Source organism: Magnetospirillum sp. (genome assembly GCA_027532905.1).
Classification (GTDB): domain Bacteria; phylum Pseudomonadota; class Alphaproteobacteria; order CACIAM-22H2; family CACIAM-22H2; genus Tagaea.
Genome location: JAPZUA010000001.1, coordinates 1,194,792 through 1,213,269, shown reverse-complemented (window position 1 = coordinate 1,213,269; position 18,478 = coordinate 1,194,792). Strand labels below are relative to the sequence as shown.

Below are 18,478 nucleotides of genomic sequence, written 5' to 3'. Positions count from 1 at the left end.
CTAGGCCGTTCGGCTGTCCGATGCACGCGCCGGGGCTGAATCCAATCTGCGTTCTTCGACATGCCAGCCCGATGTGGCGAGCCCGGTCTTCAGCGCATCGGTTTCGTGGGCCGCAAGATCGATCTTGCCGGGATTGAGCAGCCCGTGCGGATCCATGCGGCGCACGAACGCGATGTCGGCGTCGGACACGACTTTCATGCCGACCGCGCGCACCGAGGTGGTGTGCGAGTTCGCGACCTGGCCGCCGCCTGCTTGGATCTGCGCCACGATGGCGCTCATCTGGGCTTCGTTTTCGTACACGAACAGCGGCGAGCCTACCGCGACAAGGCGGCCTTGCGATTTCTGAAACTCGAGCCGGAAGGGAAGGCGGCCCGCAAAGAGCGGATGCAGATCGCCGATCTGGCGTTTGAGGGCGGCCCCGGCGAACAGCGTCTGCACGCTCGTGAATTTGGGTTCGCGTTTCTGCACCTGTGCAAGGCTGTGGCCGTAGCAGAATTTGTAGAGCGGCTCGCCGTAAGGCCCTTGGCCTTCGCCCGCCTCGTTCACGAGGCGGCCGCCGAACTCTTCTACGAGTTCGACAAGTTCGTCGCGATGCTGCTTGGCCACCATCGCGGACAGCATCGTATGGCCCTCGGGCACGATGCCGGACATGGCCGGCATCAACTGCGCGATCGGCGTTTCCTGCAAGGACAGCACTTTGAGCAGCAATGCGTCTTCCGAGCCTGCGCGCACGGCGCAGGCAAGTGCCGCACCAAAATCCGAAAAAGCGAATACCGTTTCGCGCCATTCCCAGGCCGGTGCGAGCGGCAGTTCGATTTCGGTGATGAGGCCGTTGGTGCCGTAGGCGTGGTGGGCAAGGCCCGTTGCCTTGCCGCGCAGCTCGACCGTTTGCGGTTCGGCCTCGATGCTCAGCAATTCGATCGCTGCGATATTGCCGCGGTCGCGCAAAAGCCCGTAGCGGATGCTGCCGATTCCGCCCGAGCCGCCGGCGATGAAGCCCGCCAGGGTCGAGGCATGGCGCGTGGAAGGGTGGATGCGCAGCTCGAGCCCATGCGGGCGTAGTTCGGCATCGAGCGCTTCCATGTTGGTGCCGGCGCGCGCGCGCACATGCGTGGGCGTGACGCCAACGATGCCCGCATAGTTTCGGAAATCGACGAGCACGCCGCCGTCGAGCGGCACGCTTTGGCCGTAATTGGCGGTCCCGCCGCCGCGCGCGATGAGCTTGATGCCGAACGCGACGGCAGCTTTGATGATCGCGACGATCTCTTCGCGCGTTTTTGGGGCCACGATCGCGTCGGCCACGCGGCCGCGAAGCGACTTGCGCAGGAGCGGGCTCACGGCCGACCAATCGCGGCTCATCGCTTTCAGCGTCTGATGCGCGTCGTCGTAGGCAATCGCGCCCAGCGCGTGGCGAAAGCGCGCCAAACGGGCGGCATTCTCGGCATCGTGCTTCGCGATGGATTCGGCCATTTCGCGCCTTCCGAACGAATGCTGAAATTTTGGGCGCAGCACGGCCCTGTCCTGCTCGAAACGATGCAACAACGGCGCCAAGCGCGATCCGCGATTGTCCGCTCGCTGGCACAATGCTTGCTGCATTTGTGGGATCAGGCAGGCGCGTCGGGCGCTTGCGCTCGTTTTCGGTGGGAGCCCTTCGATGATCGCTCGGTTGGCAACTGGCCTTGCTCTTGTGGCCGCCCTTTTCGCTCCGCAAATCGCGCAAGCCCAGGAAAAGATAACGTTCCTCAGCAGCTGGCGCGCGCAGGCCGAGCATGGCGGCTACTACCAAGCCGTGGCCAAGGGCATGTACCGCGCGTGCGGCCTCGACGTGACGATCCGCATGGGTGGGCCCGGCACTGACGCCAAGGCGCTGCTCGCAGGCGGGGCGGTGGACGGCATGATGGGCTCGTTCACCGACGATCCGTTCCGCCTCAACGAGGCGGGCTTTCCGGCCCAGGCCGTGATGGCCTCGTTCCAGAAGACGCCGCAGATCCTGATGACGCATCCGGGCAACGGCATCGAAAAGCTCGAAGACATGAAAGGCCGCCCGATCATGATCGGGCAGAGCTCGCGCACCACTTTCTGGCCGTTCCTGCGCGCGCGCTACGGCTTCACCGACGCGCAGATCCGCGCCTACAATTTCCAGATGGGCCCCTGGCTCGTCGACAAAATGGCGATCCAGCAAGGCTTCATTTCGAGCGAACCGTTCAAGGTGCGCACGGAAGCCAATGTCGAGCCCGTCGTGTTCATGCTGTCGGATCTGGGCTATCTCAGCTATTCGTCGATGCCGATCTTCCCGACCAAAACGATTCGCGAGAAGCCGCGCGCGATCCAGTGCTTCGTCGACGCGACGACCGACGGCTGGATCGATTTCTTCCGCGATCCCGCCCCCGCGTCGGTGCTGATCAAGCGCGACAATCCGGACAACACCGACGCTTTGATCGCTTATGCTATCGACAAAATGAAGAGCTACGGTATCGTCGAAACCGAAGACACCAAGCGTCTGGGCATCGGGACAATGACCGAGGCGCGCTTTCGCGGCCATTTCGAGATGATGCGCGACGAAGGTCTCTACAAGCCGGATTTCGACTGGCGTTCGGCTTTCACGCTCGACTTCATCAACAAGCGCCGCGGCCTTTGAGATTTTAAGAGGAGGAGCGATCCATGCTGGTCACGCAACAGCCGGTTCTGCGCCGTTTCTGGTATCCGATCATGCCTGTGGGCAAGCTCGGCGACGCGCCCTACGGTTTCACGCTGCTGGGCACGCCAATCGTGCTGTGGCGCAAGGAAGACGGTTCGATCGCCTGCATCGAAGACCGCTGCTGCCATCGCTCGGCCAAGCTTTCGCTGGGCTATCTCGAGGGCGGCAACGTCGTCTGCGGCTACCATGGCTGGACATTCGACGCGTCGGGCAAATGCGTGCGCATTCCGCAGCGCGAGAACCCCGAAGCGACCGGCAAGATGGGCGTATCGGGCTATCGCGCGGTCGAACGATACGGCCATGTGTGGGTGGCGCTGGGCGAACCGTTGGCCGATCTTCCTCATATTCCGGAAGCCGACGAGCCGGGTTTGCGCAAGATCGACCAGTTCTTCGAGCCGTGGAAAATCGGCGCGTTGCGCCTCATGGAAAATTCCTTCGACAACGCGCATGTGGCCTTCACGCACCGCAAGACGTTCGGCGAAGCCTCCGAGCCGATCCCGGCCAAGAACGAACTCGAAGAATACGATTACGGTTTTCACCTCCGCGCCGAGATCCCGGTCAAAATCCGCGGCGATCTCGCGACCAAGGTCTTGAGTGCCGGCGAAGGCGACACCGTTCGAAAACTCAAGAACACGTGGTTCATGCCGTTCGTGCGGCGTTTGGGCATCACCTATCCCAATGGCCTGCGCCACACGATCATCACGGCCGCCACGCCGATGACCGACGACACGACGATGCTTGTGCAATGGTGCTATCGCTCGGACACCGAAGAGCAGGCGCCCGCTGCCGACATCGTGGCGTTCGACCGGCTCGTCACACTCGAGGACAAGGTTATCCTTGAATCGTGCGATCCGGACGTGCCGCTCGACGAGCGCTTCGAAACGCACATGCCGAGCGACATGCCGGGCTTGCGCATGCGGCGCATGCTGCGCGAGCTTCTCGCCCGCCACGGCGAAACCGAAGTGACTCGCCATCGCCGTCCGGCCCAGGCGGCCGAGTAGGAAAGGCGCAATCTGATGCTGCCCACGCAACAGCCGGTTCTGCGCCGCTTCTGGTATCCGGTCATGCCGACGGGGCGGCTCGATGCCGGCCCGCAGCCTTTCACGCTGCTGGGCGAAGCCATCGTCGTGTGGCGCAAGCCCGACGGTGGCCTTGCCGCCATCGCCGACCGCTGCTGCCATCGCACGGCCAAGCTGTCGCTGGGCTATCTCGAAGGCGGCAATATCGTGTGCGGCTACCATGGCTGGACCTTCGACGGCACGGGCAAATGCGTGCGCATTCCACAGCGCGAGAACCCCGAGAACACCGGCCGCATCGCGGTCGACGGCTACAAGGCCGTCGAGCGTTACGGGCATGTGTGGGTGGCGCTGGGCGAGCCTTTGTGCGCGTTGCCGCAGATCCCCGAAGCCGAGGAAGCCGGCTTCCGGCGCATCGACCAGTTCTACGAAGAATGGGCGATCGGCGCATTGCGGCTCATGGAAAACTCGTTCGATGTGGCGCACCCGGCCTTCGTGCATCGCAGCACCTTCGGCGACACCTCACGCCCGCTGCCGCCCGTGATGCCGACCGTCGTCGAGGGCCCCTGGGGCTTCGACTATTTCGTCGAAAGCGAAGTTTCGGTGCGCGGGTCCGATGCGGCCGATACGCTCAAAGTAGCCGAAGGGACCACCACGCGCCGGCGCACCAACACCTGGTACATGCCGTTCGTGCGGCGCCTTGGCATCACCTACCCGAACGGCCTGCGCCACACGATCGTGACGGCCGCCACGCCGATGACCGACGACCGCACGATGCTGGTGCAGTTTTGCTTCCGCAACGACACCGAAGAGATGGCCTCGACCGAGCAGGTCATCGCCTTTGACCGCAAGATCATCGAGGAAGACCGCCGCATCCTCGAAGGCTGCAGCTACGACGTGCCTCTGGCCGTGGTCGATGGCGAGGAATTCCACATGCCGTCGGATCGGCCGGGCCTTGCCATGCGCCGCAAGCTGCGCGAACTCCTCGAAGCGCATGGCGAGCAGGAAACGCGCGCGACCCCGTCCCCTGCTCCGATCGCCGCCGAATGAGTTCGAGCAGCACCGACGGCCTCTGGGCCCGCCATTCGCGCTACGCGTTGCCGGCAGGGGCGGGCCTTGTGTTCCTCGCCGCGTGGGAATGGGCCGTGGCGGCATGGAACGTGCCCAAATTCGTGCTGCCGGCGCCGAGCCTGATCGCGGCCGCCTTGATCAACGATGGGCCCTCGCTGATGCAGTCGTTGTGGTTCACCACCAAGGTGACTTTGGGTGCGTTTCTGTCGGCCGTGGCAACGGGCATTAGCCTCGGCGTGCTGTTCACGCTCAACCGCACGCTCGAGCGCACGCTGTGGCCCTACGCCGTGATGCTGCAGGTGACCCCTGTCGTTGCGATCGCACCCTTGGTAATCATCTGGGTCGGCTTCGAAAAACTGTGGCTCGCCTTGCTGATCCTCGCCTGGCTCGTGGCGTTTTTTCCGATCCTCTCCAATACCACGATCGGCCTCTCCTCGGCCGACCACGGGCTCAAGAATCTGTTCGAGCTCTACGGCGCTTCGCGCTGGAAGCGCTTCCGCTATCTGCAGTTCCCGTCGGCCTTGCCCTACATTCTGGGCGGCGTGCGCGTGTCGGGCGGCTTGGCGCTGATCGGTGCGGTCGTGGCCGAGTTCGTGGCGGGATCGGGTACGGCCACCGGCCTTGCCTGGCGCATCGTCGAGAGCGGCAACATGCTCAATATCCCGCGCATGTTTGCGGCCCTTCTGATGCTGTCGGTGTTCGGCATCGTGCTGTTTTATCTCACCATGTGGCTGCAATGGGCGCTCCTGCATCGCTGGCACGAGAGCCAGGTGCGGCGCGAGAATTGAGCGCGGCCCAGCCCATGTCCGAACCCAAACCCCTCGTGCGCCTTGCCGGCATTCGCAAGGTCTTCTCGAACGGTACGGAAGCCATTCGCGGCCTCGATCTCGACGTGCGCAGCGGCGAGTTCATTTCGCTGCTTGGTCCCTCGGGCTGCGGCAAGTCGACGGCCTTGCGCATGATCGCTGGCCTCGGCGAGCCCAGCGAAGGAATGATCGACTGGCCGTCCTCGAGCTACGATGCGGCCGGCCGGCCGATGCGCGAAATCGGCTTCGTATTCCAGGAGCCGACCTTGATGCCGTGGGCCACGGTCTTCGACAACGTGGCCTTGCCCTTCACGCTCAAGGACCGGCCCAAAAGCGACGTGCCGGACCGCGTGCACGAAGCGCTCGCCATGGTCGGGCTCGACCGATTCGCCAAATCTTACCCACGCGAATTGTCGGGCGGGATGAAGATGCGCGTGTCGATCGCGCGCGCCCTCGTGCTGCGGCCTAAAGTGCTGCTGATGGACGAGCCGTTCGCGGCGTTGGACGAAATCACGCGCTTCAAGCTCAACAACGACCTGCTGGCCTTGTGGGAGAAGCAGCGCTGGACGGTCGTGTTCGTCACCCACAGCGTCTACGAAAGCGTCTATCTCTCGACGCGCATCGTGGTGATGGCGGCAAGGCCGGGCCGCGTGGTGGGCGAACTCGCCGTCCCCGCCCCATATCCGCGGGGGACGAGCTTCCGCACGTCGCAGCCCTACAACGATCTGTGCCGCAATGTGTCGGAAATGCTCGACCGCGCGATGGATGCGAATCCGACGGTCTAGGCCCAAGAGGCCTCTTCGGGTCCGGATGGTGGGCGCTACAGGGATTGAACCTGTGACCCCTACCATGTCAAGGTAGTGCTCTCCCGCTGAGCTAAGCGCCCATCCGGACCGGGAAGGCGCGGAATATACCGATCCTCGATTTTTTGGCAAGCCTTCGAAACGACCCCATCCCGATGCCCGCCTTCTCGCCCACCTCGTCGGAGCGTCCGCCGACCCCGATTTACGAGCCCGATCCGCCGTTCGAAATCGTGCCGGCGACGGCGCCGGCAGCCCCGCTCGTCTTCTCCTCGCCGCATTCCGGCGCCCATTATTCGGCCGCTTTCTTGGCTTCTTCGCGCCTCGACCCGACCGTGCTGCGCCGCTCGGAAGACGCGTTCGTCGACGAACTTTTCGCCGCCGCCGCAGCCGCGAACGGGGCGGCCCTCGTCAGAGCTTTGTTCCCGCGCGCCTACGTCGATCCCAACCGCGAGCCGTGGGAGCTCGACCCGGCGATGTTCGAGGGCCCGCTGCCGGCTTTCGTGAACCGCCAGTCGCCGCGCGTGGCAGGAGGGCTCGGCACGGTGGCGCGCGTGGTCGCGAACGGGGCCGAGATCTATCGCGGCAAGCTCGATTTCGCCGAAACGCGCCGGCGCATCGAAGCGCTCTACATGCCCTACCATGCGGCCCTCGAAGCGCTGCTCGCCCGCACCCAAGCCCAGTTCGGTGCGTGCCTGCTCGTCGATTGCCATTCGATGCCGTCGGTCGGCGGGCCGATGGACCGCGACCCCGGCCGCCGCCGCTTGGATTTCGTGCTCGGCGATTGTTTCGGGGCGGCCTGCGCGCCCGCCGTGATCGCCACGGCCGAAAGCTGTCTGCGCGATATGGGCTATGCGGTGGGGCGCAACGATCCTTATGCCGGCGGCTTCATCACGCGCCATTACGGCACGCCGTCGGCGGCACGCCATGCGCTGCAGATCGAGATCAATCGCGGCCTCTACATGGACGAACTCGCGATCGCCAAAGCGCCGGGCTTCGCCAAGCTTGCGGCCGATCTGGGCGTGCTCGTCCACAAGCTCGCCGATCTTTCCAGAACCTTGGTGCCGAGGTCCGCATGACCGAGCCGCTTTCGATCCGCGATTCGGTCGACGCCGACATCGCCGCCATCCAGGCCATCTACGCCCATCACGTCACGCACGGCCTCGGCAGCTTCGAGGAAATCCCGCCCGGGCTCGAAACGATGGCCGAGCGGCGCGCGAGCCTGCTTGCCAAAGGGCTTCCCTACATCGTGGCCACGCGCGCCGACAAAATCGTTGGCTACGCCTATGCCGGGCCCTTCCGGCCGCGTGCGGCCTATCGCTATTCGCTCGAGGACTCGATCTACGTGGCCCCCGATGCGGTCGGCGGCGGCATCGGGCGCGGCTTGCTGGTCGAGCTGCTTGGCCGCGCCGAGGCGTGGGGCGCGCGCCAGATGGTCGCGGTGATCGGCGACAGCGCCAATTCGGGCTCGATCGGCCTGCACAAAGCGCTTGGTTTTCGCATGGTTGGCGTGTTCGAGGCGATCGGCTACAAACATGGACGCTGGGTCGATAGCGTGATGATGCAGCGCGCTTTGGGGCGCGGCGCCGAATCGGCGCCTGAGGAGAGAGCATGACCGAAGCCACGCTGGGGGCGGCCCTTGAGCTGCACGCCAAAGGCAAGATCGCCGAGGCCGAAGCGATCTACGCGCAGCTGCTTGCATCCAACCCCGACGATCTCGACGCGCTCAATCTCGGCGGCTTGGCGCTGCATGCGCTCGGCAAGCGACCGGCCGCGATCGCGCGCCTTAAACAAGCGATCGCACTTGCCCCGGATTTCGCCGACGCGCACGCCAATTTGGGGGCGGTCTACCGGGCCGAAGAGCGCAACGACGAGGCCGCCGCGTGTTTCAAGCGTGCCCTCGATCTCGAGCCCGGCAACGGCTTGGCGGCCAACAATCTCGGCCTCGTGCGAATGAGCCAGGGGGCGTATCTCGAGGCGATCGGCCTCCTGTCGCAGGCGCGCGCTTTGATGCCGGGCCAGCCCGACATCGTGATCAATCTTTCGATCGCCTATATGCGCTACGGCGATTTCGCCCAGGCGCTGGCGATGCTCGACATGCTCGCTGAAGCCGCGCCTAAAGACAAACGCGGCCATTTCGGGCGCGGCGCCGCCTTGTTGGGCTTGGGGCGCCTCGACGAAGCGCGTGCGGCGTTCGACCGCGCACTTGCGATCGATCCCAACTACGAAGCCGCCCGCCAGCAGCTGGATTCGCTGGCCTGAAATAGGTTGCCAAACGCGACGAAGCGCGACGGTCGCCTATATATTCCTTTGATTTTGCAGGGATGTCGCCACGGCGCCAATTCGTGTTACATCGCCGAATAACCCCGCAGGATAAGGAAAACACGTTCTTCACAATGAGAAACAGCGCCCCGCCGTGAAGCCTACGGCGGATGCCATATAGAAGCATATTCCTTGCGTTTTGGCAAGGTTGGTGAAGGCGATTCGCTCTTGTTCCGCCGATCCAGTCGGCGGAACGTGCGGCGCGCGCATCGTGCGCAAGCGACGCCGACCGATCAGCGCGACAGCGCACCGGCAGCGTACTGCGCGGCGAATTCGGCGCTCGGCGGGATCGGCGTGACGACGTCGATCAGAACCCCGTTGGGATCCTGCGTGATGAAGTGGCGTTGCCCAAACGCCTCGTCGCGCAGCGGCGTCAGGACCGGGAGTCCGTCGGCGATCGCGCGGGCGTGGACGGCATCGACGTCCGCCACTTCAAAGTTGAGCAGAATGCCCGCAGCGCGGCCGCGTGCCGCTTCCGGGATGGTCGCATGTGTGCCGTCGAGAATCGCGAGATTGACGTTCGGATCGTCGCGGAGTTGCAGATGCACGTACCAATTCGCCTCGAACAGCGCCCTGAACCCGAAGTGCCGGATGTAAAACGCCGTCGTCGCCGCGACGTCCGCAACCATCAGCACCGGGTAATAGCTCGTAACCTTCATGCTTTCCTTTCTCCATTCAAAAACATACTTTCTGTATGTTTTTGAATGTAACAAACAGGCAGGATGTACGCAAATGAAATCGTCGCGCCGCAGCAATCCCGAGCGCAGCGCCGAGATGCGCGCGCGGCTGGTCTCCGCCGCCCGGCGGCTGTTCGTCGACCAGGGTTATGCCGCCGCCGGCACGCCCGCAATCGTCGATGCCGCCAAGGCGACGCGCGGCGCGCTGTACCACCATTTCCCCGATAAGCAAGCGCTCTTCCGCGCGGTCGTCGAAGCCGAATCCGCGGCGGTTGCCGACGCCATCGAAACGGCCGACGGCCCGGCGTACTCGCCGATGGCGTCGTTGCTTGCCGGTGCGGCGGCCTATGTGCAGGCGATGCGTGAAGAAGGGCGCGTGAGGCTGCTGCTCGTCGAAGGACCTGCCGTGCTCGGACGCCCGGCGATGCGACGCATCGAAGCGCAGCATGGCGACCGCAGCCTCAAAAACGGGCTTGCCGCGGCAATGGCGGCGGGCGCCTTGCCGCCCTTGCCGATCGAAGCGCTGGCGAGCGTGCTTTCGGCGATGTTCGAACGCGCCGCAATGGATGTCGCCGACGGCATGAAGGCCGCCCATGCGCTGACCGCACTCGAAGCGATACTCCAGGGGCTGGCGTCCGGCACCGTAACGCCGGGAAAAACGCGTCGCTTGACAAAGTGAACGAACATTCATTTTATAGGCGCCATCATGCCCAAACTCGCCGACCACGACCGCGCCGACCGGCGCACGCGCATCCTGGATGCGGCCAAGGAATGTTTCGTGCGCCACGGTTTCCACAGCGCCTCGATGCAGCAGATCTGTGCCGCTGCCGGCATGAGTGCGGGCAATCTCTACCGCTATTTTCCGTCCAAGGACGCGTTGATCGCAGGGCTCTGCGCGCGCGACATGGACGATGCCGCCGCAGGCTTCGCCCATGTGCGCCGCAGTGCCGACATTCTGGCCTCGCTCGAGGCTTTGATGGTGCAGCATCTGTGCGGTCGCCAGCGCGCCGACTACGCTTTGTGGGCTGAGACCACGGCAGAGGGCTCGCGCAATGCGGCCGTCGCAGCCCTTGGTTTGCGCGTGCATGCCTTCATCCGCGTCACGCTCGAAGACATCGTGCGCGAGGGCATTGCGGCCGGCAGCTTGCGCGTCGATTGCGAGCCTCGGCGCATCGCCATGTTCCTGATCGCCTTGTTCGACGGCCTCGTCGTGCAATTGAGCCGCGTGCCCGGCTACGATCCGCGGCCCGACATCGCGCACACGATGCGCTTGCTGCGCGCCGACCTGCTGCCCGCCGGAACCAAGCGCAACACGGCGAAACGGCACGCAACAAAACGTTCCGAGCCGACACGCTCCGAAACCAAACGTCCTGATCCAAAGCAGCGCCGCGCGCGTAAGCTGCCGTCCCGCATCGGAGTTGCCCGCAAATGACGCGTACCGCCTTTCTGTTCGCTTTCGCTCTCGTTGCGGCGCTGCCTGTCGCTTTTGAGCCATTCGTCGCAAACGCCGCCAATCCGCCGGCGGCACCCGCACCGACCGTCACGGTTGTTGCGGCAGCCTCGCGCGAACTCGTGGACCGGCAGCGCGTGACCGGCACGCTCGTGCCCCGCGAAGACGTGATGGTGTTCGCCGAAAACGACGGCGTGCGCATCGTCGACGTGCTCGCCGACGAGGGCAGCATCGTCGTGCAAGGCCAGGTGCTTGCACGCCTGTCGCGCGATCTGCTCGATGCGCAACTTGCCCAGAATGCGGCACAGCTGCAGCGCGCCACGGCCGCGATCTCGCAGGCGCGCGCGCAGATCGTGCAGGCCGAGGCCGCCTACAACGAAGCGCTGCCCGCCCTCGAGCGCGCGCGCGCGTTGCGCGCCAACGGCAACGCGACGGAAGCCACCGTCGAACAGCGCCTGTCGGCGTTCCGCGCGGCCGAAGGGCGGCTTGCGGGCGCCCGCGACGGGCTTACCTTCGCCAATGCTGAGCGTGCCCAGATCGAAGCGCAGCGCCGCGAGCTTTCCGTGCGCGCCGAGCGCAGCGAGGTCAAAGCGCCGCGCGGCGGGCTCGTGTCGCGCCGCTCGGCGCGCATCGGCCAGATGACCGGCGGCACCGAGCCTTTGTTCCGCATTCTCGCCGACAGCGAAATCGAGCTTGAAGCCGAATTGCTCGAAACGCGCCTGGCCGGCATGCGCGAAGGCATGGAAGCGACGATCCATGCCGCCAACGGCACCGACGTGCCGGGCAAGGTGCGGCTTGTGCCCGCCGAGGTCGACCGCACCACGCGCCTGGGCAAGCTGCGCATTGCACTCGCCGCAGCACCGCAGGCGGCGGAAGCGGGTTTGCGCATCGGCACGTTTGCGCGCGGCACGGTCGAGCTTGCGCGCAAGACCGTGTTGGCCGTGCCTGCAGGTTCGGTCGTCTATGGCGAGGGCCAGGCGACGTTGCAGATCGTCGTGGACGGCAAGATCGTCGTGCGCAAAGTGGTCCTCGGCCTCATCGCCGACGGCTGGGCCGAAATCCAGAGCGGCCTTGGCGCCGGCGATTTGGTGGTGGCGCGCGCAGCCCCGTTCCTGCGCGACGGCGACCGCGTGCGCACCCAGACGGCGACGGAGTAACGCAGCATGGCATTCCCCGTTTCGGCCTGGGCCATCAAAAAGCCGCTGCCGTCGATCGTGCTGTTTCTCGTGCTGACGGTGCTGGGGCTCTACGGCTTCGCCAAGCTGCCGATCACGCGTTTCCCGAACATCGACGCCCCCTTCGTGTCGGTGACGGTCACGCAAGCCGGGGCCGCCCCCACCGAGCTCGAAACGCAAGTCACCAAGAAGGTCGAAGACGCGGTCGCGGGCCTGCTCGGCGTCAAGCACATCACCTCGAGCATCAGCGAGGGCGTCAGCACTTCGACGATCGAGTTCCGCCTCGAGGTCTCGGCCGACCGTGCGCTCAACGACGTCAAAGACGCGATCGCGCGCATCCGCTCGGATCTGCCGCGCACCATCGACGAGCCGATCACGCAGCGCGTGGATATTGCGGGCCTGCCGATCGTGACCTTTGCCGCGCGCGCCCCGCAAATGTCGGTCGAAGAATTGTCGTGGTTCGTGGACGACGTGATCGCGCGCGATCTGCAAGGGATACGCGGCGTGTCCAAGATCGAGCGCGTAGGTGGCGTGGAGCGCGAAATTCGCGTGACACTCGATCCCGACCGTCTGGCTGCGTTCGGCGTGACGGCCGCCGAGGTCAATCGCCAGCTCCGTGCCACGCATGTGGACCTCGCCGGCGGGCGCGGCGAGATCGCGGGGCGCGAACAATCGATCCGCACGCTGGCGGGCACGGATACGCTCGACGAACTCGCCGAGACCGCGATTTCGCTGTCGGGCGGGCGCAAGGTGCGGCTCGACGAGCTCGGCAGCGTGACCGACGGGGCGGCCGAGCGGCGCACATTCGCGCGCATCAACGGCGAGCCCGTGGTCGCCTTCGCGGTGAGCCGCTCGAAAGGGGCCAGCGACGCGACCTTGGCCACGCTTGTGCAGGCGCGCATCGCGGCGTTGCAGGCGCGCTATCCGCAGGTGGCGATCCAGCAGATCGACACCTACGTTGCCTACACGCTCGGCAACTACCATTCGGCGATGGCGAGTCTTGTCGAGGGCGCGCTCTTGGCCGTCGTGGTGGTGCTCGTGTTTTTGCGCAATTGGCGCGCAACCTTGATCACGGCCTGCGCGCTGCCGCTTGCCATCATACCGACCTTCTTCGCGATGGACCTCATGGGGTTCTCGCTCAATCTCGTGTCGCTGCTCGCGATTACGCTGGTGACCGGCATTCTCGTCGACGACGCAATCGTCGAAATCGAAAATATCGTGCGCCACATGCAGATGGGCAAATCGCCGTGGCAGGCTGCCCTCGAAGCCGCCGACGAGATCGGCCTTGCCGTCGTCGCAATCACGCTCACGATCATCGCGGTGTTTGCGCCCGTGAGCTTCATGGGCGGCATTGTCGGCCAGTATTTCAAGCAATTCGGCCTCACGGTCGCGGCGGCGGTGTTTTTCTCGCTGCTGGTCGCCCGCCTCATCACGCCGATGATGGCGGCCTATTTCATGCGGCCCGTGGCACACCGCGAAGGCCCGCCGGGGCGCGTGATGGCGCTTTATCTGCGCGCCATCGGCTGGTCGGCGCGCCATCGTTTTGCGACCGTCGGGCTCGGGCTCGCGATCTTCGCGGGCTCGGTCATGTCCACCCAAGCGCTGCCCTCGGGCTTCCTGCCCGGCGAGGATGCCGCGCGCAGCCTGCTTGTGGTCGAACTGCCGCCCGGTGCTCGGTTGGCCGACACCGAAGCCAAGACGAGTGCGATCGCCGAGCGCCTGCGCGCGCGGCCCGAAGTGCTGAGCGTGTTCGTGGACGGGGGCCGCACGCCCAATGGCGGGCGCGAAGTGCGCCGCGCCACGCTCACGATCGCCTTCGTGCACAAGAGCCAGCGCGCCAAAAAACAGAAGGCGCTCGAGGCCGAGATCTTGCGCGAGCTTGCCGACGTGCCGGACATCCGCTTCTGGCGTCTGGCCGACAACGGCCAGCGCGGCCTGTCGCTGCTGGTAGCGGGCGACGACCCGGTCCTTACGGCCGATGTGTCGTCGCGCTTGGCCGCCGAAATGCGAACCTTGCCGATGCTGCAAGGCGTGATTTCGACGGCCGCGTTGGACCGTGCCGAAATCCGCGTGCGGCCGAAGCCCGAGCGTGCGGCCGAGCTCGGCGTTTCGACCGACACGATCGCCGAGACGCTGCGCGTGGCCACGATCGGCGACATCGGCGCCAATCTCGCCAAGTTCGACGTCGGCACGCGCCAGGTGCCGATCCGCGTGCAGCTCGAACAGATCGCGCGCAGCGAGCGCGAAACGCTGGAGACGCTCAAAGTGCCCACCGCGCGCAGCGGGCCTGTGCCGCTTGCGGCCGTGGCCGACATCGAATTCGGCCAGAGCCCGACCGCGATCGACCGCTACGACCGGCGTCGGCGCATTGCGGTCGAGGCCGATCTGCTCGGCACCGACGCGCTGGGCGGCGCCATCGAGGCGATCCTGGACCTGCCGACCGCGCGCAGCCTGCCGCCGGGCGTGGAAATCCGCACGACGGGCGATGCCGAGATCATGGGCGAAGTGTTCGAAGGCTTCGCACTCGCCATGGGGGCCGGCATCCTGATGGTGTTCGGCGTGCTGGTGCTGCTGTTCGGCTCGTTCCTGCAGCCGGTCACCATTCTGTTTTCGTTGCCGCTGTCGTTCGGCGGTGTCGCGATCGCGCTGTTGCTCACGCAAAAACCGATGTCGATGCCGGTCGTGATCGGCATTCTGATGCTGATGGGCATCGTGACCAAAAACGCGATCATGCTCGTCGATTTCGCGGTCGAAGAGATCGCGCGCGGCGTGGACCGCGTGACGGCGATCGTCGATGCGGGTGCCAAACGCGCGCGGCCCATCGTGATGACGACGCTGGCGATGGCGGCGGGCATGCTTCCGTCGGCCTACGGGGTCGGCGACGGCGGCGAGTTCCGTTCGCCGATGGCGGTCGCTGTGATCGGCGGCCTCATCGTGTCGACGGGCCTGTCGCTGATTTTCGTGCCGGCGTTTTTCCTGGTGATGGACGACGTGTCGCGCGTGTTCGCGCGGCTACGCGCGCCGGAGGAAGCGGCACAAGTCACGCCTCGCTGAAGGTGCTGACCATCGTCTTGAGGCGTTTGGGATCGCGCACGACGAGCTCCTGTTTCTCGCGCGCGACGATGCCTTTTTTGGCGAGATCGGAGAGGGCGCGCGCCACCGTCTCGCGCGTGGCCGAGACGCGTGCGGCAATGTCGCCGTGGGCCGGGATCGGGCGGATGACGATGCGCTCGCCAGCGGCGGGGCGGGCAAGGCGCAGCAACTCGGCATAGACCCGGTTGTGCGCCCCCAGCGTCGAAAGCTCGAAAATGCGGCCGGTGGCTTGGCGCAAGGCGGCAGCCAAGCGGTAGAGCAAGGCTAAAGCGGTTTTGGGCTCGGCTGCCAAAGTTGCCAGAAACGCCGCGCGCGGCAGGATCGCCACGAGGCTCGGCGCCAAAGCCACGACGCCGGCCGAGCGGTTGCCGCCGTCGATCGCGGCAAGTTCGCCCACGCACGCACCCGGGCCGATCTCGTCGAAACTGACCTCGCGCCCGGTCGCAGAATAAAGGACGACGCGCGCCAGGCCCGCCACCACGAAATACACGTCGTTGGAGGCATCGTCGCGCGCGATGATCGTCTGGTCGGAATCGTAGGTGCGCCAGCGGCAGGCTTTTTCGATCTGCTTGCGGGCGGGCTCCGGCACGTCCGCGAAGAGCGCCACGCCGGCCAAGCTGCGGGCCGCTGGCGGAGCTGTAATTTTCGATGTCGGCGGCATAGGCAGGCCTCCTTTTGCAACATACGTTGCCCGGCTTGCAGCACCTCGTCTATAGTCGGGCAAGGGGCATGTTGCAGCGCAACAGGCGCTGGATGCGATCGATCGCAGGGCGCGCGAGGGGGATTTGGGGATGAACCAATTCGAAGAATTGCACGGCCTCTATTTCGAGGACCTCGCGGTCGGCCAAACGGCGATCTTCGCCAAAACCGTGACCGAAACCGACATCGTGCTGTTTGCGGGCCTCACCGGGGACAACAACCCCGTGCATATCAACGAGGTGTTCGCGGCCGCAACGCCGTTTTCGGGGCGCATCGCGCACGGCATGTTGACCGCGAGTTTCGTGTCGACCGTGCTCGGCACCAAGCTGCCGGGGCCGGGGGCGATCTATCTGAGCCAGACGCTGCGCTTCAAAGCGCCGGTGCGCGCGGGCGACACGGTCGTGGCGCGCGCCACGGTCAAGGAACTGCTGCCCGAAAAGCGCCGCTGCACGCTGACGACGACGATCTCGGTCGACGACAAGATCGTGCTCGAAGGCGAGGCGGTGGTGCTGGTCGCGACCCGCCCGGTCGCGGCAAGCGCCGCTCGCGTGGCTGCCGAGGTTGGCGAATAGCGCCGCCCGGCGCGCGACGCCCCTCATGAATTCCGCTTTGCGCTTCCATCGCGATCTCGAGCGCCTGCCGGCCGCCGCGCGCGGCACGGTCGCCGCGATCGGCAATTTCGACGGCGTGCATTTGGGCCACCGGGCGGTGATCGCCGCGGCCGCCGATGCTGCGGCCCGGCAGGGTGCGGCCCTATCGGTCGTTACGTTCGAGCCGCATCCGCGCCGCTTTTTCCAGCCCGACGCTCCGCCCTTTCGGCTTGCTAGCGTGCGGCGCAAGCTCGAGTTGCTGGCCGAATGCGGTGTCGCCCACGTGTTTGCGCTACGTTTCAACGCGGCCCTCGCCGCCCATTCGGCCGATGCGTTCGTCGACGAGATCCTGCTGGGTCGGCTCGATCTGGCGGCGATCGTGGCGGGCTGGGATTTTGCGTTCGGGCGCGGCCGCAGCGGGACGGCGGCCACGCTGGTTTCGCGCATGGCGCAAGCCGGGCGCGTTGCGCATATCGTGGCGGCCGCCACGGCCGACGACAAAGCCATCTATTCTTCGACTGCTGTGCGCGCGGCCCTTGCCGCAGGCGATCCGCAGCGTGCCGCCCGTCTGCTCGGCCGGCCCTACGCGATCGACGGGCATGTGCGCGCAGGCGCCAAGCGCGGCCGCACGATCGGTTTCCCGACCGCCAATTTGGGCCTCGGCACTCATGTGCCGCCAGCCTTCGGCGTATATGCCGTGCGCGTCGAAGGCGCCATCCCTGGCCAGAGTGTCGCCGGAGTCGCCAATCTCGGCGTTCGCCCCACGCTTGGCGGCGGCTTGGCACCGCAACTGGAAGCGCATCTGTTCGATTTTGCCGGCGATCTCTACGGGCGCCGTCTGCGCGTCGGCTTCGAAGCGTTTTTGCGGCCTGAGCGAAAATTCGCCGATTTTGCCGCCCTCAAAGACCAGATCGCGATCGACGCCGCCGCCGCCCGCCAAATTCTGGCCTGAGCCGTTTCGGCGCTATTTGCTGGTGTTTTCGTTGCCGCAGGCGGTCAGCTGGTGCGTGGTGCGTACTTGGCTGCCGGTCTTTTCGAGCTCGAATTCTTTGGTGATGCGGCAGCGAAAGGTTTGCGGCTCGGTGATTGTCACGGGGCGCTCGACCGCCGAGAAATTGCTGGTAAGCCGCGTCGCACCGTCGGCAAAACCCGGAAACAGCGTGGCCAAATAACCAAGCACGCCCATCACCGCCACGAAAATGGCGGTCACGCCGAGCAGCTTTGTGAGAACGCTAGTTTCGCCGTTCATGGCCGGATTCCTTGCCCATCATATAAGGTGAAAAGGCGTTTTCGGCAACACCGGCGGGAACTTTCACGGGGATTTCGCTTGTGCAGGTGCAGCAAGCTCCCCACATTCAATGCCATGATTCGTGCAATTTCAGGCGTGTCGGCGCTGTTGTTTGCGGCCGCGATCGCGAGCGCTTCGACGGCGGCGGCCATGCCGGGCGTGCCGCCCGACGGGGCGATGGTCTTTTCGGTGCGCAAATCGGGCTCGGAAGTCGGCACGCATCGCATCACCTTTGCCGAGCGCGACGGCGCGTTGGTCGTCGAAACCGATTCGAAATTGCAGCTGCGCCTGGCCTTCGTGACCGTCTATCGCTACGTGCAGCGCACGCGCGAGATTTGGCGCGACGGCGTGTTGGTCGGCATCGAAAGCGACATCGACGACAACGGCACGCCCTTCCGCCTGCGCGGGGTCGCAAAAGACGGCGTGCTGCGCCTCGACGGCCATCAGGAAACGCATGCCGTGCCGGTCGGCATCAAGCCGCTCAGCTACTGGAACGTCGCGGTGATGCGCGCCCCGCGCGGGTTCGACGTGCAATGGGGATCGCTTGCCGATCTTGCGGTCGAGTTGCGCGGGGCTGAAACCCGCCAAGTGGCCGGCAAGCCGGTGGAAGCGCGGCGCTATGCCATGCGCGGCTACGAAATCCGCAAGGGCGAACGCCAGAAACAGCCCTGGCTCAATTTGGACGCGTGGTACGACCGCGAGGACCGGCTGGTCGGTCTCGCCTTCCACTATCGCGGCTTCGATTTCGACTATATCCGCCAGCAATAGGCCGGGCCGCCATTGGCCGAGCCTA

General features: G+C 65.7%; 19 protein-coding genes and 1 tRNA gene. 15 read left to right on the top strand and 5 right to left on the bottom strand.

Annotated elements, in window-relative coordinates; genetic code table 11:
• Entirely contained in the window at window positions 1–1,470 is a 1,470-nt protein-coding gene (locus O9320_05875) for an FAD-binding oxidoreductase (protein MCZ8310359.1), read from the bottom strand.
• 184 nt (window positions 1,471–1,654) lie between these two features.
• Between O9320_05875 and O9320_05870 the strand changes: the two genes are divergently transcribed.
• Genes O9320_05870 through O9320_05850 form a run of 5 tightly spaced genes read left to right on the top strand, consistent with a single transcriptional unit; the run spans window position 1,655 to window position 6,376 of the window.
• Window positions 1,655–2,638 (top strand): ABC transporter substrate-binding protein, encoded by a 984-nt coding sequence (locus tag O9320_05870; protein MCZ8310358.1) that lies wholly within the window; start codon window positions 1,655–1,657, stop codon window positions 2,636–2,638.
• A gap of 23 nt (window positions 2,639–2,661) precedes the next feature.
• Window positions 2,662–3,699, top strand: a complete 1,038-nt coding sequence (locus tag O9320_05865) for an aromatic ring-hydroxylating dioxygenase subunit alpha (protein MCZ8310357.1) — start codon at window positions 2,662–2,664, stop codon at window positions 3,697–3,699.
• A gap of 15 nt (window positions 3,700–3,714) precedes the next feature.
• Window positions 3,715–4,764: an aromatic ring-hydroxylating dioxygenase subunit alpha gene (locus O9320_05860; GenBank protein MCZ8310356.1), complete on the top strand. Its 1,050-nt coding sequence runs from the start codon at window positions 3,715–3,717 to the stop codon at window positions 4,762–4,764.
• Complete coding sequence (locus O9320_05855; protein ID MCZ8310355.1) at window positions 4,761–5,573, top strand: ABC transporter permease; 813 nt, start codon at window positions 4,761–4,763, stop codon at window positions 5,571–5,573. Before O9320_05860 ends, O9320_05855 begins: the two co-directional genes overlap by 4 nt.
• A gap of 14 nt (window positions 5,574–5,587) precedes the next feature.
• Window positions 5,588–6,376, top strand: a complete 789-nt coding sequence (locus tag O9320_05850; GenBank protein ID MCZ8310354.1) for an ABC transporter ATP-binding protein — start codon at window positions 5,588–5,590, stop codon at window positions 6,374–6,376.
• A gap of 26 nt (window positions 6,377–6,402) precedes the next feature.
• On the opposite strand, the gene O9320_05845 is transcribed toward O9320_05850, so the two are convergent.
• A tRNA-Val gene (locus tag O9320_05845) sits at window positions 6,403–6,477 on the bottom strand.
• Window positions 6,478–6,549: 72 nt separating this feature from the next.
• On the opposite strand from O9320_05845, the gene O9320_05840 reads away from it, so the two are divergent.
• Genes O9320_05840 through O9320_05830 form a run of 3 tightly spaced genes read left to right on the top strand, consistent with a single transcriptional unit; the run spans window position 6,550 to window position 8,653 of the window.
• Complete coding sequence (locus O9320_05840; GenBank protein MCZ8310353.1) at window positions 6,550–7,470, top strand: N-formylglutamate amidohydrolase; 921 nt, start codon at window positions 6,550–6,552, stop codon at window positions 7,468–7,470.
• Window positions 7,467–8,006 carry a GNAT family N-acetyltransferase gene (locus tag O9320_05835; GenBank protein ID MCZ8310352.1) on the top strand — a complete coding sequence of 180 codons (540 nt, stop codon included), beginning with the start codon at window positions 7,467–7,469 and terminating at the stop codon, window positions 8,004–8,006. The genes O9320_05840 and O9320_05835 overlap by 4 nt, the downstream gene beginning before the upstream one ends.
• Complete coding sequence (locus tag O9320_05830; GenBank protein MCZ8310351.1) at window positions 8,003–8,653, top strand: tetratricopeptide repeat protein; 651 nt, start codon at window positions 8,003–8,005, stop codon at window positions 8,651–8,653. The genes O9320_05835 and O9320_05830 overlap by 4 nt, the downstream gene beginning before the upstream one ends.
• A 293-nt stretch (window positions 8,654–8,946) precedes the next feature.
• Here the strand turns inward: O9320_05830 and O9320_05825 are convergent, their stop codons facing one another.
• Window positions 8,947–9,372 (bottom strand): VOC family protein, encoded by a 426-nt coding sequence (locus O9320_05825; protein MCZ8310350.1) that lies wholly within the window; start codon window positions 9,370–9,372, stop codon window positions 8,947–8,949.
• Window positions 9,373–9,445: 73 nt separating this feature from the next.
• On the opposite strand from O9320_05825, the gene O9320_05820 reads away from it, so the two are divergent.
• Genes O9320_05820 through O9320_05805 form a run of 4 tightly spaced genes read left to right on the top strand, consistent with a single transcriptional unit; the run spans window position 9,446 to window position 15,069 of the window.
• Window positions 9,446–10,069: a helix-turn-helix domain containing protein gene (locus O9320_05820; GenBank protein ID MCZ8310349.1), complete on the top strand. Its 624-nt coding sequence runs from the start codon at window positions 9,446–9,448 to the stop codon at window positions 10,067–10,069.
• Between the two features lie 27 nt (window positions 10,070–10,096).
• The gene (locus O9320_05815) at window positions 10,097–10,822 is read left to right on the top strand and encodes a TetR/AcrR family transcriptional regulator (protein MCZ8310348.1); all 726 of its coding nucleotides are present in this window, start codon (window positions 10,097–10,099) and stop codon (window positions 10,820–10,822) included.
• Window positions 10,819–11,997 carry an efflux RND transporter periplasmic adaptor subunit gene (locus O9320_05810; protein MCZ8310347.1) on the top strand — a complete coding sequence of 393 codons (1,179 nt, stop codon included), beginning with the start codon at window positions 10,819–10,821 and terminating at the stop codon, window positions 11,995–11,997. Before O9320_05815 ends, O9320_05810 begins: the two co-directional genes overlap by 4 nt.
• Window positions 11,998–12,003: 6 nt before the next feature.
• Window positions 12,004–15,069: an efflux RND transporter permease subunit gene (locus tag O9320_05805; GenBank protein MCZ8310346.1), complete on the top strand. Its 3,066-nt coding sequence runs from the start codon at window positions 12,004–12,006 to the stop codon at window positions 15,067–15,069.
• Here O9320_05805 and O9320_05800 read toward each other — a convergent pair.
• On the bottom strand, window positions 15,056–15,769 hold the full coding sequence (locus O9320_05800) for a Crp/Fnr family transcriptional regulator (GenBank protein MCZ8310345.1): 714 nt from the start codon (window positions 15,767–15,769) through the stop codon (window positions 15,056–15,058). The genes O9320_05805 and O9320_05800 overlap by 14 nt on opposite strands.
• A 130-nt stretch (window positions 15,770–15,899) precedes the next feature.
• On the opposite strand from O9320_05800, the gene O9320_05795 reads away from it, so the two are divergent.
• Both O9320_05795 and O9320_05790 read left to right on the top strand, forming a co-directional pair.
• Window positions 15,900–16,379, top strand: a complete 480-nt coding sequence (locus tag O9320_05795; protein ID MCZ8310344.1) for a MaoC family dehydratase — start codon at window positions 15,900–15,902, stop codon at window positions 16,377–16,379.
• A gap of 25 nt (window positions 16,380–16,404) precedes the next feature.
• Window positions 16,405–17,349 (top strand): bifunctional riboflavin kinase/FAD synthetase, encoded by a 945-nt coding sequence (locus O9320_05790; GenBank protein ID MCZ8310343.1) that lies wholly within the window; start codon window positions 16,405–16,407, stop codon window positions 17,347–17,349.
• A 12-nt stretch (window positions 17,350–17,361) separates the two neighbouring features.
• Here O9320_05790 and O9320_05785 read toward each other — a convergent pair whose 3' ends face one another.
• Window positions 17,362–17,646, bottom strand: coding sequence for a hypothetical protein (locus O9320_05785; protein ID MCZ8310342.1), 285 nt, complete (start codon window positions 17,644–17,646; stop codon window positions 17,362–17,364).
• 135 nt (window positions 17,647–17,781) lie between these two features.
• Here O9320_05785 and O9320_05780 point away from each other — a divergent pair, with 135 nt between their 5' ends.
• Window positions 17,782–18,453 (top strand): DUF6134 family protein, encoded by a 672-nt coding sequence (locus O9320_05780; GenBank protein ID MCZ8310341.1) that lies wholly within the window; start codon window positions 17,782–17,784, stop codon window positions 18,451–18,453.
• Window positions 18,454–18,478: the final 25 nt, after the last annotated feature.

Excerpts from the sequence above, each read along its gene's own strand:
- O9320_05855 (MCZ8310355.1), top strand. The coding sequence starts at position 4,761 with ATGAGTTCGAGCAGCACCGACGGCCTCTGGGCCCGCCATTCGCGCTAC.
- O9320_05860 (MCZ8310356.1), top strand. The coding sequence starts at position 3,715 with ATGCTGCCCACGCAACAGCCGGTTCTGCGCCGCTTCTGGTATCCGGTC.
- O9320_05800 (MCZ8310345.1), bottom strand. The coding sequence starts at position 15,769 with ATGCCGCCGACATCGAAAATTACAGCTCCGCCAGCGGCCCGCAGCTTG.
- O9320_05835 (MCZ8310352.1), top strand. The coding sequence starts at position 7,467 with ATGACCGAGCCGCTTTCGATCCGCGATTCGGTCGACGCCGACATCGCC.
- O9320_05875 (MCZ8310359.1), bottom strand. The coding sequence starts at position 1,470 with ATGGCCGAATCCATCGCGAAGCACGATGCCGAGAATGCCGCCCGTTTG.
- O9320_05820 (MCZ8310349.1), top strand. The coding sequence starts at position 9,446 with ATGAAATCGTCGCGCCGCAGCAATCCCGAGCGCAGCGCCGAGATGCGC.
- O9320_05825 (MCZ8310350.1), bottom strand. The coding sequence starts at position 9,372 with ATGAAGGTTACGAGCTATTACCCGGTGCTGATGGTTGCGGACGTCGCG.
- O9320_05840 (MCZ8310353.1), top strand. The coding sequence starts at position 6,550 with ATGCCCGCCTTCTCGCCCACCTCGTCGGAGCGTCCGCCGACCCCGATT.
- O9320_05865 (MCZ8310357.1), top strand. The coding sequence starts at position 2,662 with ATGCTGGTCACGCAACAGCCGGTTCTGCGCCGTTTCTGGTATCCGATC.
- O9320_05850 (MCZ8310354.1), top strand. The coding sequence starts at position 5,588 with ATGTCCGAACCCAAACCCCTCGTGCGCCTTGCCGGCATTCGCAAGGTC.
- O9320_05830 (MCZ8310351.1), top strand. The coding sequence starts at position 8,003 with ATGACCGAAGCCACGCTGGGGGCGGCCCTTGAGCTGCACGCCAAAGGC.
- O9320_05805 (MCZ8310346.1), top strand. The coding sequence starts at position 12,004 with ATGGCATTCCCCGTTTCGGCCTGGGCCATCAAAAAGCCGCTGCCGTCG.
- O9320_05795 (MCZ8310344.1), top strand. The coding sequence starts at position 15,900 with ATGAACCAATTCGAAGAATTGCACGGCCTCTATTTCGAGGACCTCGCG.
- O9320_05785 (MCZ8310342.1), bottom strand. The coding sequence starts at position 17,646 with ATGAACGGCGAAACTAGCGTTCTCACAAAGCTGCTCGGCGTGACCGCC.
- O9320_05870 (MCZ8310358.1), top strand. The coding sequence starts at position 1,655 with ATGATCGCTCGGTTGGCAACTGGCCTTGCTCTTGTGGCCGCCCTTTTC.
- O9320_05810 (MCZ8310347.1), top strand. The coding sequence starts at position 10,819 with ATGACGCGTACCGCCTTTCTGTTCGCTTTCGCTCTCGTTGCGGCGCTG.
- O9320_05815 (MCZ8310348.1), top strand. The coding sequence starts at position 10,097 with ATGCCCAAACTCGCCGACCACGACCGCGCCGACCGGCGCACGCGCATC.
- O9320_05790 (MCZ8310343.1), top strand. The coding sequence starts at position 16,405 with ATGAATTCCGCTTTGCGCTTCCATCGCGATCTCGAGCGCCTGCCGGCC.